Consider the following 20,823-nt stretch of genomic DNA (forward strand, 5'->3'; position numbering starts at 1 on the left):
ACAGCCTAAACGAGGCTCCTCAGAACGTACTGGAGGATGCCGCCGTTGCGGTAGTAATCGGCCTCACCGGGGGTGTCGATTCGAACGACAGCGTCGAACTCCACGGTCTCCTTGCCGGGCGCCGAGAACTCGCTGGGCGTTGCCGTGACCTTGACGGTCTTGGGGGTCACGCCTTCGTTGAGCTGCTCGAGGCCCGTGATCGACACGATCTCCGTGCCATCCAGACCCAGCGACTCCCAGCTCTGGCCTGCCGGGAACTGCAGCGGCACAACACCCATCCCGATGAGGTTGGAACGGTGGATGCGCTCGAAGCTCTCGGTGATGACGGCCTTGACGCCGAGAAGGCTCGTGCCCTTGGCCGCCCAGTCGCGGGAGGAACCCGACCCGTACTCCTTGCCACCGAAGATGACGAGCGGGATGCCAGCCTCCTGGTAGTTCTGGCACGCGTCGTAGATGAACGACTGCGGGCCGCCATCCTGCGTGAAGTCGCGGGTGTAGCCACCCTCGACGACAGCACCGTCGTTGACTGCGCTCACGAGCATGTTCTTGAGGCGGATGTTGGCGAACGTGCCGCGGATCATGACCTCGTGGTTGCCACGGCGCGAGCCGAAGGAGTTGAAGTCCTTGCGCTCGACTCCGTGCGCGGTCAGGTACTCGGCGGCGGGCGTGCCCGCCTTGATGTTGCCCGCCGGGCTGATGTGGTCGGTCGTGACCGAGTCGCCGAGCGTGGCCATGACGCGGGCGCCCGTGATGTCGGTGACCGGGGTCAGCTCCATGGTCATGTCGTCGAAGTACGGGGCCTTGCGCACGTACGTCGAGTTCTCGTCCCACTGGAAGATCGCGTCATCCGGAGTCGGCAGGCTCTTCCAGCGCTCGTCGCCGTCGAAGACGGTTGCGTACTGCTTGATGAACTGCTCGCGAGAGATCGACGAGTCGATCGTGGCCTGCACCTCCTCGGGAGAAGGCCAGATGTCCTTGAGGAAAACGTCGTTGCCCGCCTGGTCCTTGCCGAGCGGGTCGGTCTCGAAGTCGAAGTGCATCGACCCTGCGAGGGCATAGGCGACCACGAGGGGCGGCGACGCGAGGTAGTTCATCTTCACGTCCGGGCTGATACGACCCTCGAAGTTGCGGTTACCGGAGAGAACGGCCGTAACCGCGAGGTCGTTCTTGTTGATCGCGGCGGAGACTTCCTCGATCAGCGGTCCCGAGTTGCCGATGCAAATGGTGCAGCCGTATCCGACGGTGTAGAAGCCGAGGCCCTCGAGCGCCTTGTCGAGTCCGGACTTCTCGTAGTAGTCGGTGACGACCTTCGATCCCGGGCCGAGCGTCGTCTTGACCCACGGCTTCTGCTTGAGGCCCTTCTCGACGGCATTTCGAGCGAGAAGGCCAGCGGCCAGCATGACGGACGGGTTGGAGGTGTTCGTGCACGACGTGATGGCGGCGAGGGTCACCGCACCGTTGTCGAGCATGTAGGTCGTACCATCCGGCGTGTGCACCTTGACGGGGTTGGATGCCGCGGCGGGGCCGCCACTCGAAATGTGAACCTCGCGGGTGTCCTCTTCTTCCTCCCCGGGGACCGAGCCGGGATCGGAGGCGGGGAACGAGTGCTTCGACTCGAGGTCGACGATCGACTCCGACGTTGAGGAGGATGCGTAGCCGAGGATGTCCTTCTCGAACTGCGACTTGGCGTCCGAGAGGAGGATGCGATCCTGGGGGCGCTTCGGCCCCGCGATCGAGGGAACGACGGTACCGAGGTCGAGCTCCATGTACTCGCTGAACACGGGCTCGATGTCGGGGTTGTGCCACAGGCCCTGGAGCTTCGCGTAGGACTCGACGAGGGCGACGGACTCCTCGCTGCGACCCGTGAGCCGCAGGTAGTCGAGCGTGACGTCGTCGATCGGGAACATCGCGGCGGTCGATCCGAACTCCGGGCTCATGTTGCCGATGGTCGCGCGGTTCGCGAGCGGCACGGATGCCACGCCAGCACCGTAGAACTCGACGAACTTACCGACGACTCCGTGCTTGCGCAGGAGGTCCGTGATCGTGAGCACGACGTCTGTGGCCGTCACGCCAGCCGGAATCTCACCGGTGAGCTTGAAGCCGACGACGCGCGGGATGAGCATCGAGACGGGCTGGCCGAGCATGGCCGCCTCTGCTTCGATGCCGCCGACGCCCCAACCGAGCACGCCGAGACCGTTGACCATGGTCGTGTGCGAGTCGGTGCCGACGCAGGTGTCTGGATAGGCGCGCAGGACTCCCCCGACCTCGCGGTCGTAGATGACTTTGGCCAGGTGCTCGATGTTGACCTGGTGGACGATGCCGGTTCCGGGCGGAACGACCTTGAAGTCATTGAAGGCGGTCTGTCCCCACCGCAGGAACTGGTAGCGCTCGCCGTTGCGCTCGTACTCGATCTCGACGTTGCGCTCAAGGGCGTTCTCGCTGCCGAAGAGGTCGGCGATCACTGAGTGGTCGATGACCATCTCAGCGGGAGAAAGGGGGTTGATCTTGTTGGGGTCGCCGCCGAGGGCGGTCACTGCCTCGCGCATCGTCGCGAGGTCGACGATGCAGGGGACACCGGTGAAGTCCTGCATGACGACGCGGGCCGGGGTGAACTGGATCTCGGTGTTCGGCTCGGCATCCGCATCCCACGAACCGAGCGCCTCGATCTGCGCCTTGGTGACGTTCGCCCCGTCCTCGGTGCGCAGGAGGTTCTCGAGCAGCACCTTGAGACTGAAGGGAAGCCGCTCGTGGCCGGGGACCGTATCGATCCGGAAGACCTCGTACTCTGTTGCCCCCACCGAAAGCGTGGACTTCGAACCGAAGCTGTTGACTGCTGACACGATGGTCTCCCTTGCTGGCATGGCGTCACGAGCTGGCGCTACGACTTCTACATCCTCGCTGGGCGCGTCGCGGCGTTGCCAGCAAGGTAAGCCTAAGACCGTTGGATGTCGCTGGCGCTGCCAGCCCGCAGGTCAAAGTATCTCGACATCAAGATACTTTACCGTACGCGGGGACCGTGTCAGTCCCCGGCCGACTCGTCCGTCAGATCCTCGACGTCGACTCCATCCTTCGGGCGACTCCACGCCGTTCGGACGAGGAGCCACGTCACCCAGAGCATGGCCGCATAGAACGGAACGCCCAGCAGGAGCTTGGCCGTCGCAAGGCCCGTCGCATTGCCTGCGAAGTAGAGCGGGAGCTCGACTGCCAGTCGCACCCCGAAGAGACCACACCACAGCACGGTCGCGATGATCGCGACGCGCACCTTGGCGCGATCCTGCCGCCACGACGTGCCCTCCCCCGTGATGAGAGAGGCGATGACACCGATGAGCGGCCAGCGAACGGCGAGACTGACGACGAGCACGACGAGGAAGATCCCGTTGATGAAGAAACCGACGAGGAAGTTGTCCTCGGCGCGACCCGTGATGAGGGCGAGACCCGCAGAGACCCCGAGCAGGAGCACACCGGCGACCGACGACGTCCAGGGCTGGCGCATGACGACCCTGGCGATGATGAACACCACCGCGAGACCCAGCGGAATGAGGACGGACGGGAGCACGTCCTGGGTCAGGGCGAAGATCACGACGAATCCGAGCCCAGGCAGCACCGACTCGACGATTCCGCGGACCCCACCCATGGCCGCAAGCAGGGCCTGCGATGAGGGGGCCTCGCCCGGAGCTACTCGTCCGAGTCCAGAGCGCCTCGCGGCAGCGGCAAGCCCGTCGCTGATCGAGGGCTGGTCCGGGGTCCTCTCGTCCGTCACGCCTGCTGCGCTCCTGTCGCCGGCATCTGCAGCGGAATCAGGTCACGCGGCGGCATGGGCGTGTTGCCCCTGACAACGACGATCGAGCGGAAGAGGTCCTCGACCTTGGCCGCGGCATCCGGGTTGGACACACCCTCGCCCGCAATCACGCCACGGAGGAACCAGCGCGGGCCGTCCACGCCGATGAACCGGGCGGAGCGGGGCGCCGCACCGGCAACGGGGATCTCGGCAAGCAACTCGGGGCCGAACGGTCCCTGCTGTGGCGTGGTGGTGCCACCCTGCTTGCCGATCTGGTCGATGATCTGCGAGCGGATCTCGTGCCAGAGGCCGCTCGACCGCGGCGCCGCGAACGGTTGCACCTGGAGGGTCGAGCCCGCGTAATCGAGGCTCACGGCCACGACGCGCTTGCTGCCCTCCTCCACCTCAAGCCGCAGGGCGAGGTCGGGTCGCGGGAGAACCTTCACTCCGCCGAGGTCGACATAGGGTCGAACCGCGTTGGCCTCTGCCTCATCCAGCGGACCCGCACTCGCGCGGTCTGCCGGGGCGGACTTGGGCTGCTCTGCAGCCGACGCCGTATCACTCACGATCTACTCCTGGTCTGAAATCTTCGAAGCCTGGTCTGGCATGGACGGAACTCATCGGCCGGTCGAACCGAAACCGGACTCTCCCCGGTGCGTACCGGGCAAGGTCTCCACGGGCACGAATCGCGCACGCGAGACGGGCATCACGATGAGTTGCGCAATCCGATCCCCCGCCGCGATGGAGAACGGCTCGCTGGCGTCGGTGTTGAGCAGTGTCACCCGGATCTCGCCCCGGTAGCCGGCATCCACCGTTCCCGGGCTGTTCACGATCGTGATGCCGTGCTTGGCCGCGAGGCCGCTCCGGGGCACCACGAACGCGACAAAACCGTCGGGGAGGGCGATCGAGACGCCGGTGGGCACCGTGGATCGCTCACCAGGAGCGATCACGACGTCGACGGCGGAACGCAGGTCAGCACCAGCATCGCCCGGGTGGGCGTAGGCAGGCACATAATCGGCCGCGATGAGTACGTCGACGGAGGAGTCCACGAGACGAGGCTAGTGCAGAAGTCTGGATGCTCCTGGTCGCTGACCCGCACGAAGTCTGGTCGAATGGACTCCATGACGCTGTACCACGAACGACTCTGGCCCGCGCCCTGGCTCTTCTTCGCTGTGGCGCTGGTGATCCCCGCGAGCCTTCTCGTCTTCCTGCCCATCAACGACACGGCCGGCATCGTTGTCGCCGCGGTGCTGTACCTCGGCTGCGTGACGCTTCTCCTCGTCGCCTCGCCGACGGTTCGGGTGACCGACACCGAGCTCATCGCGGGCAAGGCCCGGATCCCTGTGGCCCTGGTGGGCGAGGCAACTGCACATCGGGGCGAGGACGCCCGCCAGGAGAGGGGCCCGGGTCTGGATGCCCGCGCATGGCTGCTGATCCGCGGTTGGGTCGACCCGGTCGTGAGAATACCGATCGAGGATGCCGCGGACCCAGCACCCTACTGGCTCGTGTCCACGAGGCATCCCGACACGATTGCCGCTGCCCTCCGCGAGGCGAAGACGAGCGCGAACAAAACCGCTTAGGCGGCGCACTCCAGGCAGATGGGTCCGAGCTTCGACTCGTGGTCGATCTGCGAACGGTGCTTGACGAGGAAGCAGCTCACGCAGGTGAACTCGTCAGCCTGCGGAGGCAGCACGACGACATCGAGGTCATCGAGGTCGGACAGGTCGCCGCCCGCGAGCTCGAAACTGCCCGGGTTGTCGGCGTCATCGGCATCGATCGAGGCCGATGCCTTGTCCGGGACGCGCTCCTTCAGGGCCTCGATCGACTCGGAATCATCGTCGGTCTTGCGGGGGGCGTCGTAGTCGGTTGCCATGCCATTCCACTTCTGTATTCAGCACTCGTAAAGTTCCGTATCGAAAACGGCGGGGACAGTGTGCATCAATCCCGGGGGAATAGCAAACCACTGAACGGGCGTCGTGTTACCGCCTGAGTGAACTCGCGGCACGCCCTTTCTATTCCCCGGAAATGGGCCACCACCGTGCCATCCTTATCGCGAGTCTTGACGGCTGGAGGTCGTTCCGCATGCAAGAACTGCGAGTTATCGGGGTGGAGGACACCTCGCTTGTCGTGGCATCCGCTGATGGCACCCGTTTCAGCATTCCCATCGACGATGTCATGCAGGCCCGGCTGCGGCACCCACAGCAGGATTCCGGCACAGAACGTCGCATCGCGCCCAAGGACATCCAGGCACACATCCGGTCGGGAATGTCCGCACAGGATGTCGCGTCCATCACTGGCGCGCCGCTCGAGTACATCCAGCGATTCGAGGGTCCAGTGCTCGCGGAGCGGGAGTTCGTCGTGCAGTCCGCTCTCGACGTGCCTGTGAGGACGGCGGCCGACAACGACCCCATGGCTCAGCCGACGACCTTCGGCATCGTCATCCGCCAGCGTCTCGCGAGCCTCGCCGGAAGCGGCGAGCGATGGGCCAGCTGGAAGGAGACCGGCGGCGGCTGGATCGTGAAGCTCTCGTTCGTCGCCGACCAGATCGACCACGACGCACGCTGGCAGTTCGACCCGCGCAAGCAGTCACTCGTGCCGCTCAACAACGAAGCGGTGACCCTCTCCCAGCAGGGCGAGCTTGCGAGTGGACTCGTTCCCCGCCTCCGCGCCGTGGCACCGGGCGAGACCCAGTCGGACGCACCGCGCTTCGACAGCGGAGCATTCGCGCTGGACGACGATGCTCCTTCGACACCGGCACCTGCCCCCGTGCCCCTGGGACGCGCTCGCGTCGAGGACCCCGTACAGGGCAACCAGACCGCCGACCTCCTCGAGGCCCTTCGACGACGTCGGGGCGAGCGAGAGGCCGCAACCTTCGACGAGTCGGAGTCGCGGTCCGCTCACCCCTCGACGGGCGCCATCAGGGTGATCGATGTGCCCCTCACGGACTTCTCCGCGGATGACTCCTCGCAGCGCAGCACTGCGCCACAGCCGTCCGCGCGCAAGAAGGGCCGTGCATCGATGCCCAGTTGGGACGAGATCGTCTTCGGCGCACGTCCCGATGAGGATCCCGCGTAGAGCAGTTCGCTCACGCGGCGAATGCTCCGAACCGCAGGAGCGGTACTCGGAGTTCCGTCTGGGACAGCGATCCGTGCTGGCCAACCATGTTCCGCGAAGAACCCGCGGTTCGTGAGTCGTAGTACGCCACGCTCTTGCGTGCGGCGATGAAGATGTCTCCCATGCGCGGGCGGACCGTGTCGTCGACGGGTCCGTACCATCCGGCATCGATGACCTCCTGCCTGGTTGCCACCCAGGAGTGTCCCGATTCGGATTCTGCCCAGCGGTCGAACACAACGCTGGCGTTGGCCTCCGGCTCGAGATGCAGCTGGAGACAGCGAGGCTCTCCCGCGAGGTGACGGACGCCCTCGAGGAGTTCGGGAGCGGTGTCGACGAGGATGTGGGCGTGATGGGGAACATCCACTATGCCGTGGTCGGCTGTGACGAGCATCCCCTCACGCGGTCCGAGAGAATCGGCGAGTCGGCGTAGTGCGGAGTCGGCGACCTCCAGCGCTGCAGTCCACTCCCCCGATGTCCATCCCTTCGCATGCGCGGCGACGTCGAGCTCGGGCACGTAGAGGTACGCGATCCCCGGGCCGGAGGTGCTGAGCCACTCGATAGCGCGGGAGACGCGGTCGTCGATCGTCGCGCCCGCGAGGTACTTCGCCCCTCGAAGCGCCACCTGGGTGAAGCCGGACTCCCGGTATCGCTCGGGACCGATCGCCACCGCAGCGATGCCGTCCGCCGCGGCCCGCTCGAAGAGTGTCGGATGCCTCTGCCAGTCCAGCGGATCCAGATGCGGCCCCCAACCCGTGAGTTGGTTGACCACCGCGTCGCGGGCGGGATCGAGTGCCGAGTACCCGACGATCCCGTGGGCACCGGCTCGTAGGCCGGTCGTCAGGCTCGTGATGGCCGTGGCGGTGGTGCTGGGAAATCCGGCGACGATGGCGGACTTGGAGGTCAGCGCACCGGAGAGCGCCCTGGCGTGCCCGGCTCGAGCGGAGAGCGCCTCCGCGCCCAGGCCGTCGACGAGCACAACGATCGCCCGATCCACCGCGGGAAGACCGATGACGGCTGGTCCCGCCTGAACGGCGGCAAGGCAACTTTCCAGCACGTCGGCAAGGCTCGGCGCATCAGGTTTGGCCGCCGGTAACATGGGGGCAATCTTATGGCTACCCCCGAAAATCCCCCCACAGTCGTGCCTGCTGGCGAGCGCATCGAAGATGTCGACGTCTCGACCGAGATGCAGGGATCGTTCCTCGAGTACGCCTACTCGGTCATCCACTCGCGCGCTCTTCCGGACGCCCGCGATGGGCTGAAGCCGGTGCAGCGCCGCATCCTGTACCAGATGACGGAGATGGGGCTCCGGCCCGACCGCGGCCACGTGAAATCGTCGCGGGTGGTGGGCGACGTCATGGGCAAGCTCCACCCCCACGGCGATGCACCCATCTACGACGCGATGGTGCGTCTCGCCCAGGACTTCGTGCTGCGCGTGCCCCTGATCGACGGGCACGGCAACTTCGGCTCGCTCGATGACGGGCCAGCAGCCCCGCGTTACACCGAGGCTCGTTTGCAGGCCGCTGCTCTCGCCCTCACAGACGACCTCGATGAGGATGTCGTCGACTTCGTGCCGAACTACGACAACTCGTTCATGCAGCCGAGTGTCCTTCCGGCAGCCTTCCCGAACCTGCTCGTCAACGGCGCCTCCGGTATCGCCGTCGGCATGGCCACCAACATGGCGCCCCACAACCTCATCGAGGTCGTCGGTGCCGCTCGGCATCTGCTCGAGCATCCCGAGGCCTCGCTCGAGGACCTCATGAGCTTCGTCCCGGGACCGGATCTCCCCTCCGGTGGCACGATCATCGGCCTGGACGGCATCAAGGATGCGTACGCCACGGGACGCGGCGCCTTCAAGACCCGCGCCCGTGTTTCGGTCGAATCGATCACCGCCCGCAAGACGGGTCTCATCGTCACAGAGCTGCCCTATCTGGTGGGCACCGAGCGCGTGATCGAGAAGATCAAGGACGGCGTCAACTCGAAGAAGATCAACGGCATCTCGGATGTCACGGACCTCACCGATCGCAAGCACGGGATGCGACTCGTCATCGGCATCAAGACGGGATTCAGCCCGGACGCCGTGCTTGAGCAGCTCTACCGCCTCACGCCGCTGGAGGACAGCTTCTCGATCAACAATGTCGCGCTCGTCGAGGGCCAGCCGCGCACCCTGGGCCTGCGTGAGATGTTGCAGGTCTACCTGGATCACCGGCTCTCGGTGGTGCGACGGCGGAGCGAGTACCGACTCGCACGGCGCCAGGAACGACTCCACCTTGTCGAGGGGCTGCTCATCGCGATCCTCGATATCGATGAGGTCATCCAGGTCATCCGCACGAGCGATGACAGCGAGCAGGCTCGAGCGCGGTTGCGCGATGTGTTCGACCTGAGCGAGTTGCAGGCCGAGTACATCCTCGAGCTCCGACTGCGTCGACTCACCAAGTTCAGCAGGATCGAGCTCGAGGCCGAACGCGACAAGTTGCGCGCGGAGATCGCGGAACTCCAGGCGATCCTCGGTGACCCGGCCCGCATTCGGGCCCTCGTGTCGGACGAGCTCGAGGAAGTCGCAGAGCGCTTCGGAACACCTCGCCGTACCCTCCTCACCGAGGCTCGCCCTTCGGTGGCGTCCGTCTCCTCACGGAGCAAGACCGCACCCGTGCTCGAGATCGCGGATGCTCCGTGCGAGGTCTTGCTGTCGACGACGGGTCGCGCCATCCGGGTGGACGTGGGCGAGGAGCAGACGCCCGCAGGAGTCCGGCGGCGCAGCAAGCACGATGCCATTCGCTCGCGTGTGATGACAACCAGTCGGACCGAGATCGGCGCGGTCACCGCGAGTGGCCGGCTCATCCGCTTCACCGCAGTCGACTTGCCGAGCGTTCCAGCAAACTCGATCCAGCTCGCCGCTGGCGCGAAGATCAACGACTACCTCGCGCTCAGCCCCAAGGAGCGCATCCTGGGTCTTGTCTCGCTCGACTCCGACCAGCCGATCGCGCTGGGCACCCGGCAGGGTGTCGTCAAGAGGGTCACCCCCGGCGGATGGCCCGGCCGACCCGATTTCGAGGTCATCGCCCTCAAGCCGGGCGACGAGGTGATCGGGGTTGCCCAGGGCGACGATTCCCGCGAACTGGTCTTCGTCTCGTCGGATGCCCAGCTCCTGCACTTCTCGGCTTCCGCGGTACGCCCACAGGGCCTTGCTGCTGGTGGAATGGCGGGGATCAACCTGGGGTCGAAGGCGACGGCGATCTTCTTCGGCACCATCGATCCGACCGTGGATACGGTCGTCGCGACCGTCTCCACCTCCACCGCGACCATCGCCGGTACGGATCCGGGACGTGCCAAGCTCTCAAGCTTCACGGAGTTTCCCGGCAAGGGGCGAGCTACCGGTGGTGTCCGAGCCCACGCCTTCCTCAAGGGCGAGGACGTGCTTGCCCTTGCCTGGGTGGGCGCAGCACCCGCTCTTGCCGTCGGGCCGGACGGCAGCGTTCGCCAGTTGCCGGAGTCCGGGTCGAAGCGCGATGGCTCCGGTTCCCCTCTCGAGGGCGTCGTCGGGTCCATCGGCGAACAGGTCTAGCGCACGACACCGAGAGCTGCGAGCAGGCCGAGAATTGCCCACCACACGACGAGTCCCGCAATCAGGCCAACCCACACCTGCTTGCTGATCCGCCAGAGCAACCAACTGACGACAGCTGCGGCGAGAGCGGGAATGGTGTCCGCCCACGCCAGTTCGCCGCGAGGCGCGAGGATGCCAGGAACCGCGATCGCGGCGAGGACCGCCGGTCCGATCAGGGGAAGGTAACGCGCGACGCTCTTCGGCGGCCGGATGCGCTTGTCGATGAGGAAGACGACGCGGGTCACGAACGTCACGACACCGGCTGAGACGATCGCGAGCAGTTCATGCATGAGCCGTCTCCCCCGTCTCGTCTCTCCGGGCACCCATGACCAGAGCACCGGCGAGGATGCCCGCCGCAGCGCCCACCAGGATGTTGACACCCATCGGCAGCCCGTTGGCAGCGAGAGCCGCGAGGCCTCCCACGGACGCGGCGACGACGGCCGGAACATCCCGGATCAGCGGCAATGCCAGCAGGAGGAAGGTCAGGGGGATCGCGAGTTCCAACGGAACCCACGGGGGGATAAGTCCACCCACCGCGACCCCGATCGCGACGAGAACTGACCAGCCGACGAAGCACGTGAGACCGGCCGCGAAGTAGTAGGCGCGCTTCTCACTCGCCGTCCCGCCACCGTCAGGTGCCTCCCACCGTGCGGCAGCGAGGGCGTACACGGGGTCGGCAAGAAGGTACGCCGCCGCGAAGCGCTGCCCACGTGTCCAGTCGGCGAGGTGAGGGGCGAGTGCCGCGCTGTACAGCAGGTGACGGGCGTTGATCACCGCCACCGTGGCCGCCACCAGTGCGATTCCCGCGCCGGCACCGAGAAGCTGGACAGCGGCCAGTTGGGAAGCTCCGGCGAAGATCAGGGGCGAGCTGAGGATCGACAGGAGGGGATCAACTCCCGTCGAGGCCATAGCGGCACCGGCGGCCAGACCGAACGGGATGTAACCGAGGACGACGAGCGCCGCGTCACGGAACGCGGCAAGGCGAACGGCGCGAAGCCGAGCGGGGTTCGGAGGAAGATCGGGCTGTTGGTGCGCGGGATGAGTCACCGCCCCAGCCTCCCAGCCCGCAGGCGTCCTTGCCAGATCCGATCGCGACCGGGTGGACCGGTCAGCCGGACTGTCACACGTGGGGTTCGAAGTCCTGCCAGGCGCGTCGACGTTCGCGCCGGGGGTCGCTCTCGACCCTGTCCACGACGTCGATGACGAGAGTGCGGCGACGACCGCGCTTGTACTTCGGCCAGGAGGGTTCGGGGGTACCGGTTGTGGCGAAGGAAAGCCAGTGCGCCTGCATCCGTCGTCCCGCGCGAATGAACGGACGGCGGCCGCCCAAGGCACCCAGGAGCCGCCCGAACATGCCGCCCATCCTGTCGAAGAGCGCGAAGAGTTCGAGGCCGTGTGTGGCGTCGTGCCCCGTCAGCCGCAGCAGGCGTGTGGCGATGTCGAAACGGTACATGTAGACGTCGGCGAACGCCGAGTGACGTTCCGCCACCTTGACGCTGGGGTACCAGAAGGCGAAGTCGCCGCCGAAGTCCGCGGCCGCGCGGGGTGCCGGCAGACCCGGATAGAGGGCCTTGAGAGCCTTGCGGTAGCGCTTCCTGGTGCGGGCGAAGATCGCACGGATGCGCTTGGGGTTGGAGGCGAGGATGTCGAGGCGACCGCGGAAGAGGGATCCCTCGCGATCGTTCGTCCCGATGATGAGCGGCAGGCGGTGGGCACGACCGGCCTTGAACGCGTCAAGAGGCCTCTCCGGCAGGAGGTCTCCGTCGATCACCGGTGCGAGCGGCATCGTTCCGGGTCGCGCGTCGGGCACCATGCGCTGCATGCGGGTCGTGGCCGCGACGAGGGCCTCGATCGGGGCGTCTAGCAGGAGCTCCGCGGCATCCTCGACCGACGTGCTGTCCGTGCTGGAATCGTCGACCTCCTCACTCAGCAACTCGAGGTACTCCCGCGCCCACTCGCTCGCGATCGCTGAGGGATACACGGCATTCGCTGGCGAACTCTGCGCGATGGCGCGGTGGAAGAGACCCTCCGCTCGCGGTACGGCCATGAGCGTCGTCACGGCGTTGGCGCCAGCGGACTCGCCGAAGAGTGTGACGTTGCGAGGGTCACCTCCGAATGCGGCGATATTCCGTTGTATCCACTCGAGAGCCGCGACCTGATCGCGCAGCCCCAGGTTGCTGTCGAGGGGAATTGTCGGAGTCGACCATCGCGAGAAGTCGAGGTACCCCAGCGCACCGAGTCGATAGTTGAGGTTGACGAAGATCACATCGCCCTGCCGCACGAGGCCCTCCCCCTGGGCGTGAATCTCGCGCGACGAACCGACGCTGTAGGCACCCCCATGGATGAACACCATCACGGGTCGAAGGTGCACGCTGAAGTCGAGCGGTGCGATCACGTTGAGGCTCAGGCAGTCCTCAGAGATCGGGACGCTCGTCGGCGGACCCGCGAACTGGCCGTTCCTATCCTGGGGTGCGACCGGCCCGAAGTGCTCGGCCGACCGTATGCCCGCCCACGATATGACGGGTTGCGGTGCACGGAACCGCAACCGACCGACGGGAGGTGAGGCATACGGGATGCCACGCCACATCCTCAGATCGCGTCGAATGACGCCCTGCACAACTCCCCCGCTGACCTCCACCCGCATGCGCGCATCCTATGCAGCGCGGGTTAACCGTCAGTGCACCTAGACGTCGATGCGGTCGCGATCGAGACCCTGCCCGGCGATGATGAACTCCTTGCGCGGCGCGACCTCGTTGCCCATGAGCAGTTCGAAGACGGAGGTGGCCATCTCCGCGTCGCCGATGTTCACACGCCGCAGAGTTCGATGGGCGCGGTCCATCGTCGTGATCGCAAGCTGGTCGGCATCCATCTCGCCGAGACCCTTGTACCGCTGGATCGGGTCCTGGTACTTCTTCCCCGACTTCTTGAGCCCGGCGAGAACCCCGTTGAGCTCCGCCTCAGAGTAGGTGTAGATCGTCTCGTTGGGTTTGGAACCGGCGTTGATGACGACCACCCTGTGCAGCGGAGGAACCGCCGCGTACACCCGTCCATCGCGGATCATGTCCGGCATGTAGCGGAAGAACAGGGTGAGCAGCAAGGTGCGGATGTGGGCACCATCGACATCGGCGTCGCTCATGATGATGACCTTGCCGTAGCGCGCGGCCTCGAGGTCGAAACTGCGCCCGGACCCCGCCCCGATGACCTGGATGATCGAGGCGCACTCGGTGTTCGAGAGCATGTCGGCAACAGACGCCTTCTGCACGTTGAGGATCTTGCCGCGGATGGGAAGGAGGGCCTGGTACTCGCTGTCTCGCGCGAGCTTGGCCGTCCCGAGCGCGGAATCGCCCTCCACGATGAACAACTCGCTGTTGGCCACGTCGTTCGAGCGGCAGTCGACGAGCTTGGCTGGGAGGGTGGAGCTCTCGAGCGCGTTCTTGCGGCGCTGGGTCTCCTTGTGGGCGCGCGCCGAGATGCGCGACTTCATCTCCGAGACGATCTTGTCGAGCACGAGGGAAGTCTGTGCCTTGTCGTCCCTCTTGGTGGAGCCGAACCGCGCCGCCATCTGCTTGGCCACAACGTTCGCGACGATGGCGCGAACCGCGGGAGTACCCAGAATCTCCTTGGTCTGTCCCTCGAACTGCGGCTCGGGAAGGCGGACCGTGAGAACCGCCGTGAGCCCAGCGAGCACGTCGTCCTTGTCGAGCTTGTCGTTGCCGACCTTCAGTCGCCTGGCGTTCTTCTCCACCTCGGCGCGGAGGAACTTCAGGAGCCCCTGCTCGAATCCGGACTGGTGGGTGCCGCCCTTGGGCGTCGCGATGATGTTGACGAAGCTCTTGAAGACGGTGTCGTACCCGGTTCCCCACCGCAGGGCGATATCGACGCTGCACTCGCGCTGAAGCTCGGTCGGGACCATGGCGCCGGTGTCCTGGAGCACGGGCACCGTCTCGGTGAAGCCGCCCTCGCCGGTGAGGCGCCAGGTGTCGGTGATCGGGGCATCCGGGGCGAGGTGCTCGACGAACTCGGCGATGCCCCCCTCGTAGTGGAAGGTCTCGTTGAGCGCTTCCGCACCGCGGAGATCGCTGAGATGCAGGGCGAGGCTCGGCACCAGGAAGGCAGTCTGACGCAGGCGGTCGAGGAGATCCTCCGTCTGGAACGTCGCACCCTTCGTGAAGATCTGGCGATCGGCCCAGTACCGCACCCGGGTGCCCGTCACACCCTTCGCCACCTTGCCGACGACGCGCAGTTCGCTGCCCGAGATGAACGGGGTGAATGGCGCGTCGGGGGTCGGCTCACCGTCATCCGTGAAGATGCCGGGCTCGCCGCGGTGGAAGGACATCGCCCAGGTCTTGCCGTCTCGGTCGACCTCGACATCGAGGCGTTCCGAGAGAGCGTTGACGACGGATGCACCAACACCGTGCAGGCCGCCGGAGGCTGCATAGGAGCCGGAACCGAACTTGCCTCCCGCGTGGAGTTTGGTGAAGACGACCTCCACGCCGCTGAGGCCCGTCTTGGGTTCGATGTCGACGGGAATACCGCGCGCCGTGTCGCGAACGGCCACGCTGCCGTCGGGATGCAGTGTGACCGAGATCTCGTTGCCGAACCCCCCGAGCGCCTCATCGACGGAGTTGTCGATGATTTCCCAGAGGCAGTGCATGAGACCACGAGAATCCGTGGACCCGATGTACATTCCGGGACGTTTGCGGACTGCTTCCAGCCCCTCGAGCACCGACAGGTGCCGGGCGGAATAGTCGCTCGACGGCATTCGTTCTCCTCTACTGGCGGGTACTGGCACTCCACCCTAAGCGGGACGCGGGAGATACGCGTTCAGCGAAATACCCGTCTCATGACGCAATGCGGTAACACGCCCGTGCTTGTATTGAGCAAGAGCAGTTCCCACCCAGCCGTAAGGAGCAGACCATGTCTCAGATCACTACCGAGAACATCAGCACCGACGAGCTGGACTACAGCCTCTCCGCGCTGGACCGCTGTGACAGCTGCGGCGCGCAGGCCTACGTGCGCGTCACCCTCGCGAGCGGCGACCTCCTGTTCTGCGCCCACCACGCGGCGAAGTTCAAGGACAAGCTGTTCCCGACCGCGCTGAACTGGCACGACGAGTCCGCTCGCCTGTTCGAGACGTCCTCCGCGGAGTAACCGCACCTCGTACACCCGTCAGGATCTCCATGAACCAGGGCAGCGCTGCTGCTGGGCACAACGCTCCTGCTGGGCTTCGGCGCATCGCGCGGATCGATCTGAACGCCTTCACGTCGAACATCACGCGCTTGCTGGCTGACGAACCCGGTCTGGTGCTGGATGCCAGGGCCAACGCCTACGGGCACGGTGCTGAGCGCATCGTCCGCGCGGCCCTGGATGCGGGCGTCACGACGGTGCGCGTGAGCCCCCGGGACGGCGCGCTGCCGGGCATCCGCCGATCCGCTCTCATGACGGTGCCGTCGGTGCGCCCGCTCGTTGCAGAGGCCGCGTACGGCCTCGATGGTGAGTCCGAACCGGTGATGACGGTCGTGGGCGAGGTCATCGCGGTCAAGCCAACCGAGGCGGGGGCCGGGGTGTCCTACGGATACACGTACCGCACGGAATCGAACACGACCCTCGCGCTGGTGGGGCTCGGCTATGCCGACGGCGTCCCGCGTCTGTCCTCCAACCGTGCCTCAGTCACCATCGGTCACAGCCTCCTTCCGCTCGTCGGGCGGGTGGCCATGGATCAATTTGTGGTGGACTGCGGGGATGTCACTCCCTCCGTCGGCGACGAGGTGACACTGTGGGGCGTGTCCAGCATCGTCAGCCCCACCGCGATCGAGTGGGCGGAGCAGACGGAGCGGAGCCCACTCGAACTCACGGCGGGGCTCGCGAATCGCGTGGAGAGGGTCTACTCGTGAGCGAACCACGGCTGGAGATCGATCTCGCAGCGTTCCGGCACAACGTTGCCACGCTCGCGGCCATCATCGAGCCAGCACGAACGATGCTCGCGGTCAAGGCGAATGCCTACGGGCACGGAATCCTCCCACTCGCCCGCGCCGCTCTCGACTCGGGGGCGGACAGCCTCGCAGTACTCGACGTTCCGGCGGGACTCGGCCTCCGGCGAGCGGGCATCACGGCGCAGCTTTTCGCCTGGCTGCACGCGCCGGAGACCGATTTCGAGCGCGCCATCGAAGCAGATATCGATCTGGGGATCTCCTCAGAATGGGAGCTCGACGCGATCGTGCGAGCGTGGCGAGGCAAGCCGGCCCGCATCCATCTCAAGGTCGACACGGGGCTGCACCGCAACGGAGCGCGTCCCGAGGACTGGCCAGCTCTTGTCAGAGCAGCACAGGCAGCCGAGAAGAGCGGGCGGGTTCAGATCGAAGCGATCTGGTCGCACCTGGCTGACGCATCGCCCGAGGACGACGCCGACGCACTCGCGCGGTTCGAGGCGGCCGTGCGGGTAGCCCGAGAACTGGGCTGCAACCCCCCGCTCCTCCACCTCGCGGCCAGTTCGGCGGGGATCCGTGAGCCCGAGGCGCGGTTCGGCCTCGTCCGCTTCGGCATTGCGGCCTACGGCATTTCGCCGTTCGACGACCAGACCGGCAGTGAGCTCGGACTGCGGCCCGTCATGACCATGCGCGCCCCCGTGATCGCCGTTGCCGATGACGTGGCAACGATCGGACTGGGTAGCGCTGACGGCATCCAGCCACCTGCCGTGGGTCGCGCCTCGGTCACGATCGGCGGACGCCGCCACCTGCTCACGCGGCTCGACGTCGACAGCCTCACGGTGGAGGCGAAGGACGGCAGCGTCACAGTGGGCGACGACGCCACGGTGTTCGGGCCAGGCGACAGCGGCGAAGCGACGGCCGAGGACTGGGCCGCGTGGGCCTCGACGATTGGCGATGAGATCGTCGCGCGCGCCGGCGAGCGACTCCCCCGCGTCTACGTCGGCTGACTAGAGCCGCAGCCTGGCGCGAATAGCGTCCCTCGAGCGAGCGGCGCGTTCGTCGACAAGTGCGACGCGCTCCTCACCCGCGCCCAGGGCTTGCCCTGACCGGGCCGCAGCGGCGCTGAGCAACTCATCGGCATACGCGGGGTTCATCGGGAGGAAGGGTCCGTGGAGGTTCGTCGCGAGCGATCCACCGAACCGGGCAACGGGCCAGGCGAACCCGGGATCGTCCGAGGTGGTCACACTGCCGTGGTTCTCGAAGCCCGCGGCATCCTCGGTCCACACCTCGCGGACGATGCGCTTCGTCGACGCTCTGGAGTCGGTCGGGAAGACTCCCGCGCCCTCGACGATGTTTCCGTCGGCACGCTGGAACGTCCGGCCGAGAAGCTGCCAGCCTGCCGCAATCGCCACGAACGGGACGCCTGACGCCGACCACTCCCTGAGCCGAGGGGCGATGCGCCGGAGATCGTCGAGGACGAGTTCCTGCCCCGAAGCTGGACCACTTCCGATGTGGACGAGATCGGCAGTCTGCGGCAGCTCGGCTCCGACCTCATGGTCGAGCACGCGAGCGTCGAGACCGCGCCACTCTGCGCGTTTGAGGAGCGCCATGACGTTGCCCACATCGCCATTGATCCCCAGCTCGCGCGGGTACAGGTGGAGGATCGTGATCACGCGCCGCCCTCCAGGTCGAGGTAGCCGAGATGCTTGCGCACGAGCATCATCTGTTCGTAGTTGACGATCATCGTCTTCATGCCGCGCGACGGCCTCGGCAGGGAGAGGAATCGTTCGAGGGCCGGGGCAAGCTCGGGGATCACCTCGTGCACCGCGATGTCCGAGTAGCCGAACCGGGTCGCCAGCTGCCAGGCCTTCGTTCCGGTGAGCACGTCGACATGGTCGAGACGGGAAAGGTCGGAGCCGTAGATCCACGAGGGGTCCGGCGTTCCCTCGTCGACCGCGACGAAGACCTGCTCGGGATACTCGTCGAGATAGTCGAGGTTCACCTGGAGGCTCGGCGGGTTCTTCATCGTGAGCATCTCGATGTCCTCGTCGCCCGACCGGAGGATCTCCCCCCGTCCGTACACGGGTTCCATCGCCGCGAGTCCCGCCGCGACGGAAGCACGATCCAGTCGATCCCCGAGGAGTGCGAGCGCCATCGCGGTCGCGCCCGCGGCGTCCACCGCGTAGTGCAGACCGCGCGCGGGAAGGCGGATGTCGACGGGCTCCCCCGCCAGCGAGAGCGTCGCCGCACGCCCGTCGAGCGCTGTGACTGTCACCGCGGCGTGGCGGTCGCCACTGGCCACCGCCAGGGCCGGGTTGTCACCGCGTGCGAGCCACGCCGGCCCCGTGGCGAGCAGCTCCGGGGACACCGCGAACTGCGACTGGCTCGCACCAGAGGATGCGACACGCTCGGCGATCGCGACGAGATTCTGGTCGTCCCCGTTCACGACGAGGTGCCTGTCGGCCACGCGGGCGAAGGACTCGAGCATGCCAGCGACCCGAGCCGGGTCGTAGAACCGGTTCAGCTGGTCGACCTGGAGATTCACCAGCAGAACGCTGTGCGGAGTGAGCTGCGTGGCCAGGCGCGGGCCGAAGGCCTCGTCGACCTCCAGCACCGCGACATCCTCGGAGAGTCTGCCGCTCAGCGGAACGGATGCGAGCATCGCCGAGGCGATCCCCTGGGGCAGGTTCGCGCCGGACGGGTTCGAGAAGACCGAGACCCCGTGCGCCCGCAGAATGCTCACGAGCATGTGGGTCGTTGTCGATTTGCCGTTCGAGCCAGAGACGAAGACCACGCCGAGCGGCATGTCCTTGACCGCGCGCGAGAGGAATCGCGGGGACAGCGCCAGGAGAACTCGGCCGGGCGCCGCCGATCCCCCGCCTCGGAGACGAAGGATGGCGCGCGCCAGACGACCGGCGAGTACCGCCAGCGGGGTCACGATGCGGTCGACCGCCGACGGCGGTGGGTCGGCATTTACTCGAGGTAGTCGCGGAGCGACTGCGACCGGGACGGGTGGCGGAGCTTTGCCATCGTCTTCGACTCGATCTGACGGATGCGCTCGCGCGTCACCCCGAACGTGTCGCCGATCTGGTCGAGGGTCTTCGGCATGCCATCGCCGAGGCCGAAGCGCATGCGGATGACACCCGCCTCGCGCTCGGACAGCGAATCGAGCAGGCTCTCGAGTTGCTTCTGCAGCATGGTGAAGCCCACCGCGTCAGCCGGAACGACGGCCTCGGTGTCCTCGATGAGGTCACCGAACTCACTATCGCCGTCCTCGCCGAGGGGCGTGTGGAGCGAGATCGGCTCGCGTCCGTACTTCTGCACCTCGATGACCTTTTCGGGAGTCATGTCGAGCTCGCGGCTCAGCTCCTCGGGAGTGGGCTCACGGCCCAGGTCCTGGAGCATCTGTCGCTGCACACGCGCAAGCTTGTTGATGACCTCGACCATGTGCACCGGAATACGGATGGTGCGCGCCTGGTCGGCCATCGCGCGCGTGATCGCCTGGCGGATCCACCAGGTCGCGTACGTGGAGAACTTGAAGCCCTTGGTGTAGTCGAACTTCTCGACGGCACGGATCAGACCGAGGTTGCCCTCCTGGATGAGGTCCAGGAACTGCATTCCGCGACCCGTGTAGCGCTTGGCGAGGGACACGACAAGTCGGAGGTTCGCGCCGAGCAAGTGGCTCTTCGCACGCTGGCCGTCCTTGGCGACCCACTGCAGTTCACGACCGAGCGACGACCGCTGCTCTGTCGCCGACATGCTCGACAGCTTGTCCTCGGCGAAGAGGCCGGCCTCGATACGCATGGCCAGCTCGACCTCCTCTGCGGCGTTCAGCAGGGCGACCTTGCCGATCTGCTTCAGGTAGTCCTTGACCGGGTCGGCGGTGGCGCCGGTGATGGCCGATGAGTAGACGGGGACCTCGTCCTCGTCGTCGACCAGTGACAGCACGAGAGCACCGGTGGGCAGCTCCTCGTCCTTGCCGGTCGACTTCTCTTCGTCATCGTCGTCTGCGGTGGCCTCGGCGTCGTCCTTCGCCTCGGCGTCGTCGCCAACTTCTTCGACAACAACGGCGACAACTTCGGCCTCATCCTCGTCGATCTCGTCGATTTCGATGGCCTCTTCGGACTCGTCGGTCGCTGCCTTCTTGGCGCGCGGCTTCGCGGGGGCCTTGGCTGGTGCCTTTTTGGCGGCAGGCGCCTTGGTAGCAGCGGTCTTCGTCGCTGCACTGGCGGCAGCGGTGGTCTCTGCGGCATCCGCGGGGGCGGCTGCCTTCTTCGCGCGCGGCTCTTTCGCGGCGGCGGGGGACTTCGAGCTTGTCGTCGAAGCCGGGGAACGGGTTGCCATTCGAACACCTTCCAGGGGTTTCAGGGCAGTACTAAGACCCATGTCAAGTCCTTTCGCAC

The 20,823-nt window shown here is 66.5% G+C and carries 19 protein-coding genes; 6 read left to right on the forward strand and 13 right to left on the reverse strand.

Annotated features, from left to right (window positions below; all coding sequences use genetic code 11):
• Positions 1 to 5: 5 nt before the first annotated feature.
• The 4 genes from HDC94_RS09990 to dut form a co-directional block, all read right to left on the reverse strand.
• On the reverse strand, positions 6 to 2,840 hold the full coding sequence (locus HDC94_RS09990) for an aconitate hydratase (RefSeq protein ID WP_308495693.1): 2,835 nt from the start codon (positions 2,838 to 2,840) through the stop codon (positions 6 to 8).
• A gap of 179 nt (positions 2,841 to 3,019) precedes the next feature.
• Positions 3,020 to 3,760, reverse strand: a complete 741-nt coding sequence (locus tag HDC94_RS09995) for a DUF3159 domain-containing protein (protein WP_179497169.1) — start codon at positions 3,758 to 3,760, stop codon at positions 3,020 to 3,022.
• Positions 3,757 to 4,344, reverse strand: coding sequence for a DUF3710 domain-containing protein (locus tag HDC94_RS10000; protein ID WP_179497171.1), 588 nt, complete (start codon positions 4,342 to 4,344; stop codon positions 3,757 to 3,759). The genes HDC94_RS09995 and HDC94_RS10000 overlap by 4 nt, the downstream gene beginning before the upstream one ends.
• Before the next feature lie 51 nt (positions 4,345 to 4,395).
• Positions 4,396 to 4,827, reverse strand: a complete 432-nt coding sequence (gene dut, locus HDC94_RS10005) for a dUTP diphosphatase (RefSeq protein ID WP_179497173.1) — start codon at positions 4,825 to 4,827, stop codon at positions 4,396 to 4,398.
• A 63-nt stretch (positions 4,828 to 4,890) separates the two neighbouring features.
• Between dut and HDC94_RS10010 the strand changes: the two genes are divergently transcribed.
• Positions 4,891 to 5,358 (forward strand): DUF3093 domain-containing protein, encoded by a 468-nt coding sequence (locus HDC94_RS10010; protein ID WP_257021652.1) that lies wholly within the window; start codon positions 4,891 to 4,893, stop codon positions 5,356 to 5,358.
• Here the strand turns inward: HDC94_RS10010 and HDC94_RS10015 are convergent.
• Positions 5,355 to 5,651: a DUF4193 domain-containing protein gene (locus HDC94_RS10015; RefSeq protein ID WP_179497174.1), complete on the reverse strand. Its 297-nt coding sequence runs from the start codon at positions 5,649 to 5,651 to the stop codon at positions 5,355 to 5,357. The genes HDC94_RS10010 and HDC94_RS10015 overlap by 4 nt on opposite strands.
• Positions 5,652 to 5,860: 209 nt before the next feature.
• On the opposite strand from HDC94_RS10015, the gene sepH reads away from it, so the two are divergent.
• Positions 5,861 to 6,853, forward strand: coding sequence for a septation protein SepH (gene sepH, locus HDC94_RS10020; RefSeq protein ID WP_179497175.1), 993 nt, complete (start codon positions 5,861 to 5,863; stop codon positions 6,851 to 6,853).
• A gap of 10 nt (positions 6,854 to 6,863) precedes the next feature.
• On the opposite strand, the gene HDC94_RS10025 is transcribed toward sepH, so the two are convergent.
• A complete protein-coding gene (locus tag HDC94_RS10025; RefSeq protein ID WP_308495694.1) occupies positions 6,864 to 7,946 on the reverse strand; it encodes an alkaline phosphatase family protein in 1,083 nt (360 codons plus the stop codon).
• A 54-nt stretch (positions 7,947 to 8,000) separates the two neighbouring features.
• Here HDC94_RS10025 and HDC94_RS10030 point away from each other — a divergent pair, with 54 nt between their 5' ends.
• The gene (locus tag HDC94_RS10030) at positions 8,001 to 10,454 is read left to right on the forward strand and encodes a DNA topoisomerase (ATP-hydrolyzing) subunit A (protein WP_179497177.1); all 2,454 of its coding nucleotides are present in this window, start codon (positions 8,001 to 8,003) and stop codon (positions 10,452 to 10,454) included.
• Here HDC94_RS10030 and HDC94_RS10035 read toward each other — a convergent pair.
• From HDC94_RS10035 to HDC94_RS10050, 4 genes are all read right to left on the reverse strand, one after another.
• On the reverse strand, positions 10,451 to 10,783 hold the full coding sequence (locus HDC94_RS10035) for an AzlD domain-containing protein (RefSeq protein ID WP_179497178.1): 333 nt from the start codon (positions 10,781 to 10,783) through the stop codon (positions 10,451 to 10,453). The two genes, HDC94_RS10030 and HDC94_RS10035, sit on opposite strands and share 4 nt — an antisense overlap.
• Entirely contained in the window at positions 10,776 to 11,540 is a 765-nt protein-coding gene (locus HDC94_RS10040; RefSeq protein WP_179497179.1) for an AzlC family ABC transporter permease, read from the reverse strand. The genes HDC94_RS10035 and HDC94_RS10040 overlap by 8 nt, the downstream gene beginning before the upstream one ends.
• A 73-nt stretch (positions 11,541 to 11,613) precedes the next feature.
• Positions 11,614 to 13,137, reverse strand: coding sequence for a carboxylesterase/lipase family protein (locus tag HDC94_RS10045; RefSeq protein ID WP_179497180.1), 1,524 nt, complete (start codon positions 13,135 to 13,137; stop codon positions 11,614 to 11,616).
• Positions 13,138 to 13,176: 39 nt separating this feature from the next.
• A complete protein-coding gene (locus HDC94_RS10050; RefSeq protein ID WP_179497181.1) occupies positions 13,177 to 15,255 on the reverse strand; it encodes a type IIA DNA topoisomerase subunit B in 2,079 nt (692 codons plus the stop codon).
• Positions 15,256 to 15,410: 155 nt separating this feature from the next.
• Between HDC94_RS10050 and HDC94_RS10055 the strand changes: the two genes are divergently transcribed.
• From HDC94_RS10055 to HDC94_RS10065, 3 genes are read left to right on the forward strand one after another with little or no spacing between them, the layout of a single operon-like run.
• Positions 15,411 to 15,644, forward strand: coding sequence for a hypothetical protein (locus tag HDC94_RS10055; protein ID WP_179497183.1), 234 nt, complete (start codon positions 15,411 to 15,413; stop codon positions 15,642 to 15,644).
• Between the two features lie 29 nt (positions 15,645 to 15,673).
• Complete coding sequence (locus HDC94_RS10060; protein WP_179497185.1) at positions 15,674 to 16,387, forward strand: alanine racemase C-terminal domain-containing protein; 714 nt, start codon at positions 15,674 to 15,676, stop codon at positions 16,385 to 16,387.
• A complete protein-coding gene (locus HDC94_RS10065; protein ID WP_308495695.1) occupies positions 16,384 to 17,427 on the forward strand; it encodes an alanine racemase in 1,044 nt (347 codons plus the stop codon). Before HDC94_RS10060 ends, HDC94_RS10065 begins: the two co-directional genes overlap by 4 nt.
• Here the strand turns inward: HDC94_RS10065 and HDC94_RS10070 are convergent, their stop codons facing one another.
• The 3 genes from HDC94_RS10070 to HDC94_RS10080 are packed head-to-tail and all read right to left on the reverse strand — an operon-like array spanning position 17,428 to position 20,764.
• On the reverse strand, positions 17,428 to 18,093 hold the full coding sequence (locus tag HDC94_RS10070; protein WP_179497187.1) for a type 1 glutamine amidotransferase: 666 nt from the start codon (positions 18,091 to 18,093) through the stop codon (positions 17,428 to 17,430).
• Complete coding sequence (locus tag HDC94_RS10075; protein WP_308495696.1) at positions 18,090 to 19,358, reverse strand: Mur ligase family protein; 1,269 nt, start codon at positions 19,356 to 19,358, stop codon at positions 18,090 to 18,092. Before HDC94_RS10075 ends, HDC94_RS10070 begins: the two co-directional genes overlap by 4 nt.
• Positions 19,359 to 19,393: 35 nt before the next feature.
• The gene (locus HDC94_RS10080) at positions 19,394 to 20,764 is read right to left on the reverse strand and encodes an RNA polymerase sigma factor (RefSeq protein ID WP_179497189.1); all 1,371 of its coding nucleotides are present in this window, start codon (positions 20,762 to 20,764) and stop codon (positions 19,394 to 19,396) included.
• Between the last annotated feature and the right edge of the window lie 59 nt (positions 20,765 to 20,823).

It is taken from the genome of Leifsonia sp. AK011, assembly GCF_013410945.1.
Lineage (GTDB): Bacteria > Actinomycetota > Actinomycetes > Actinomycetales > Microbacteriaceae > Rhodoglobus.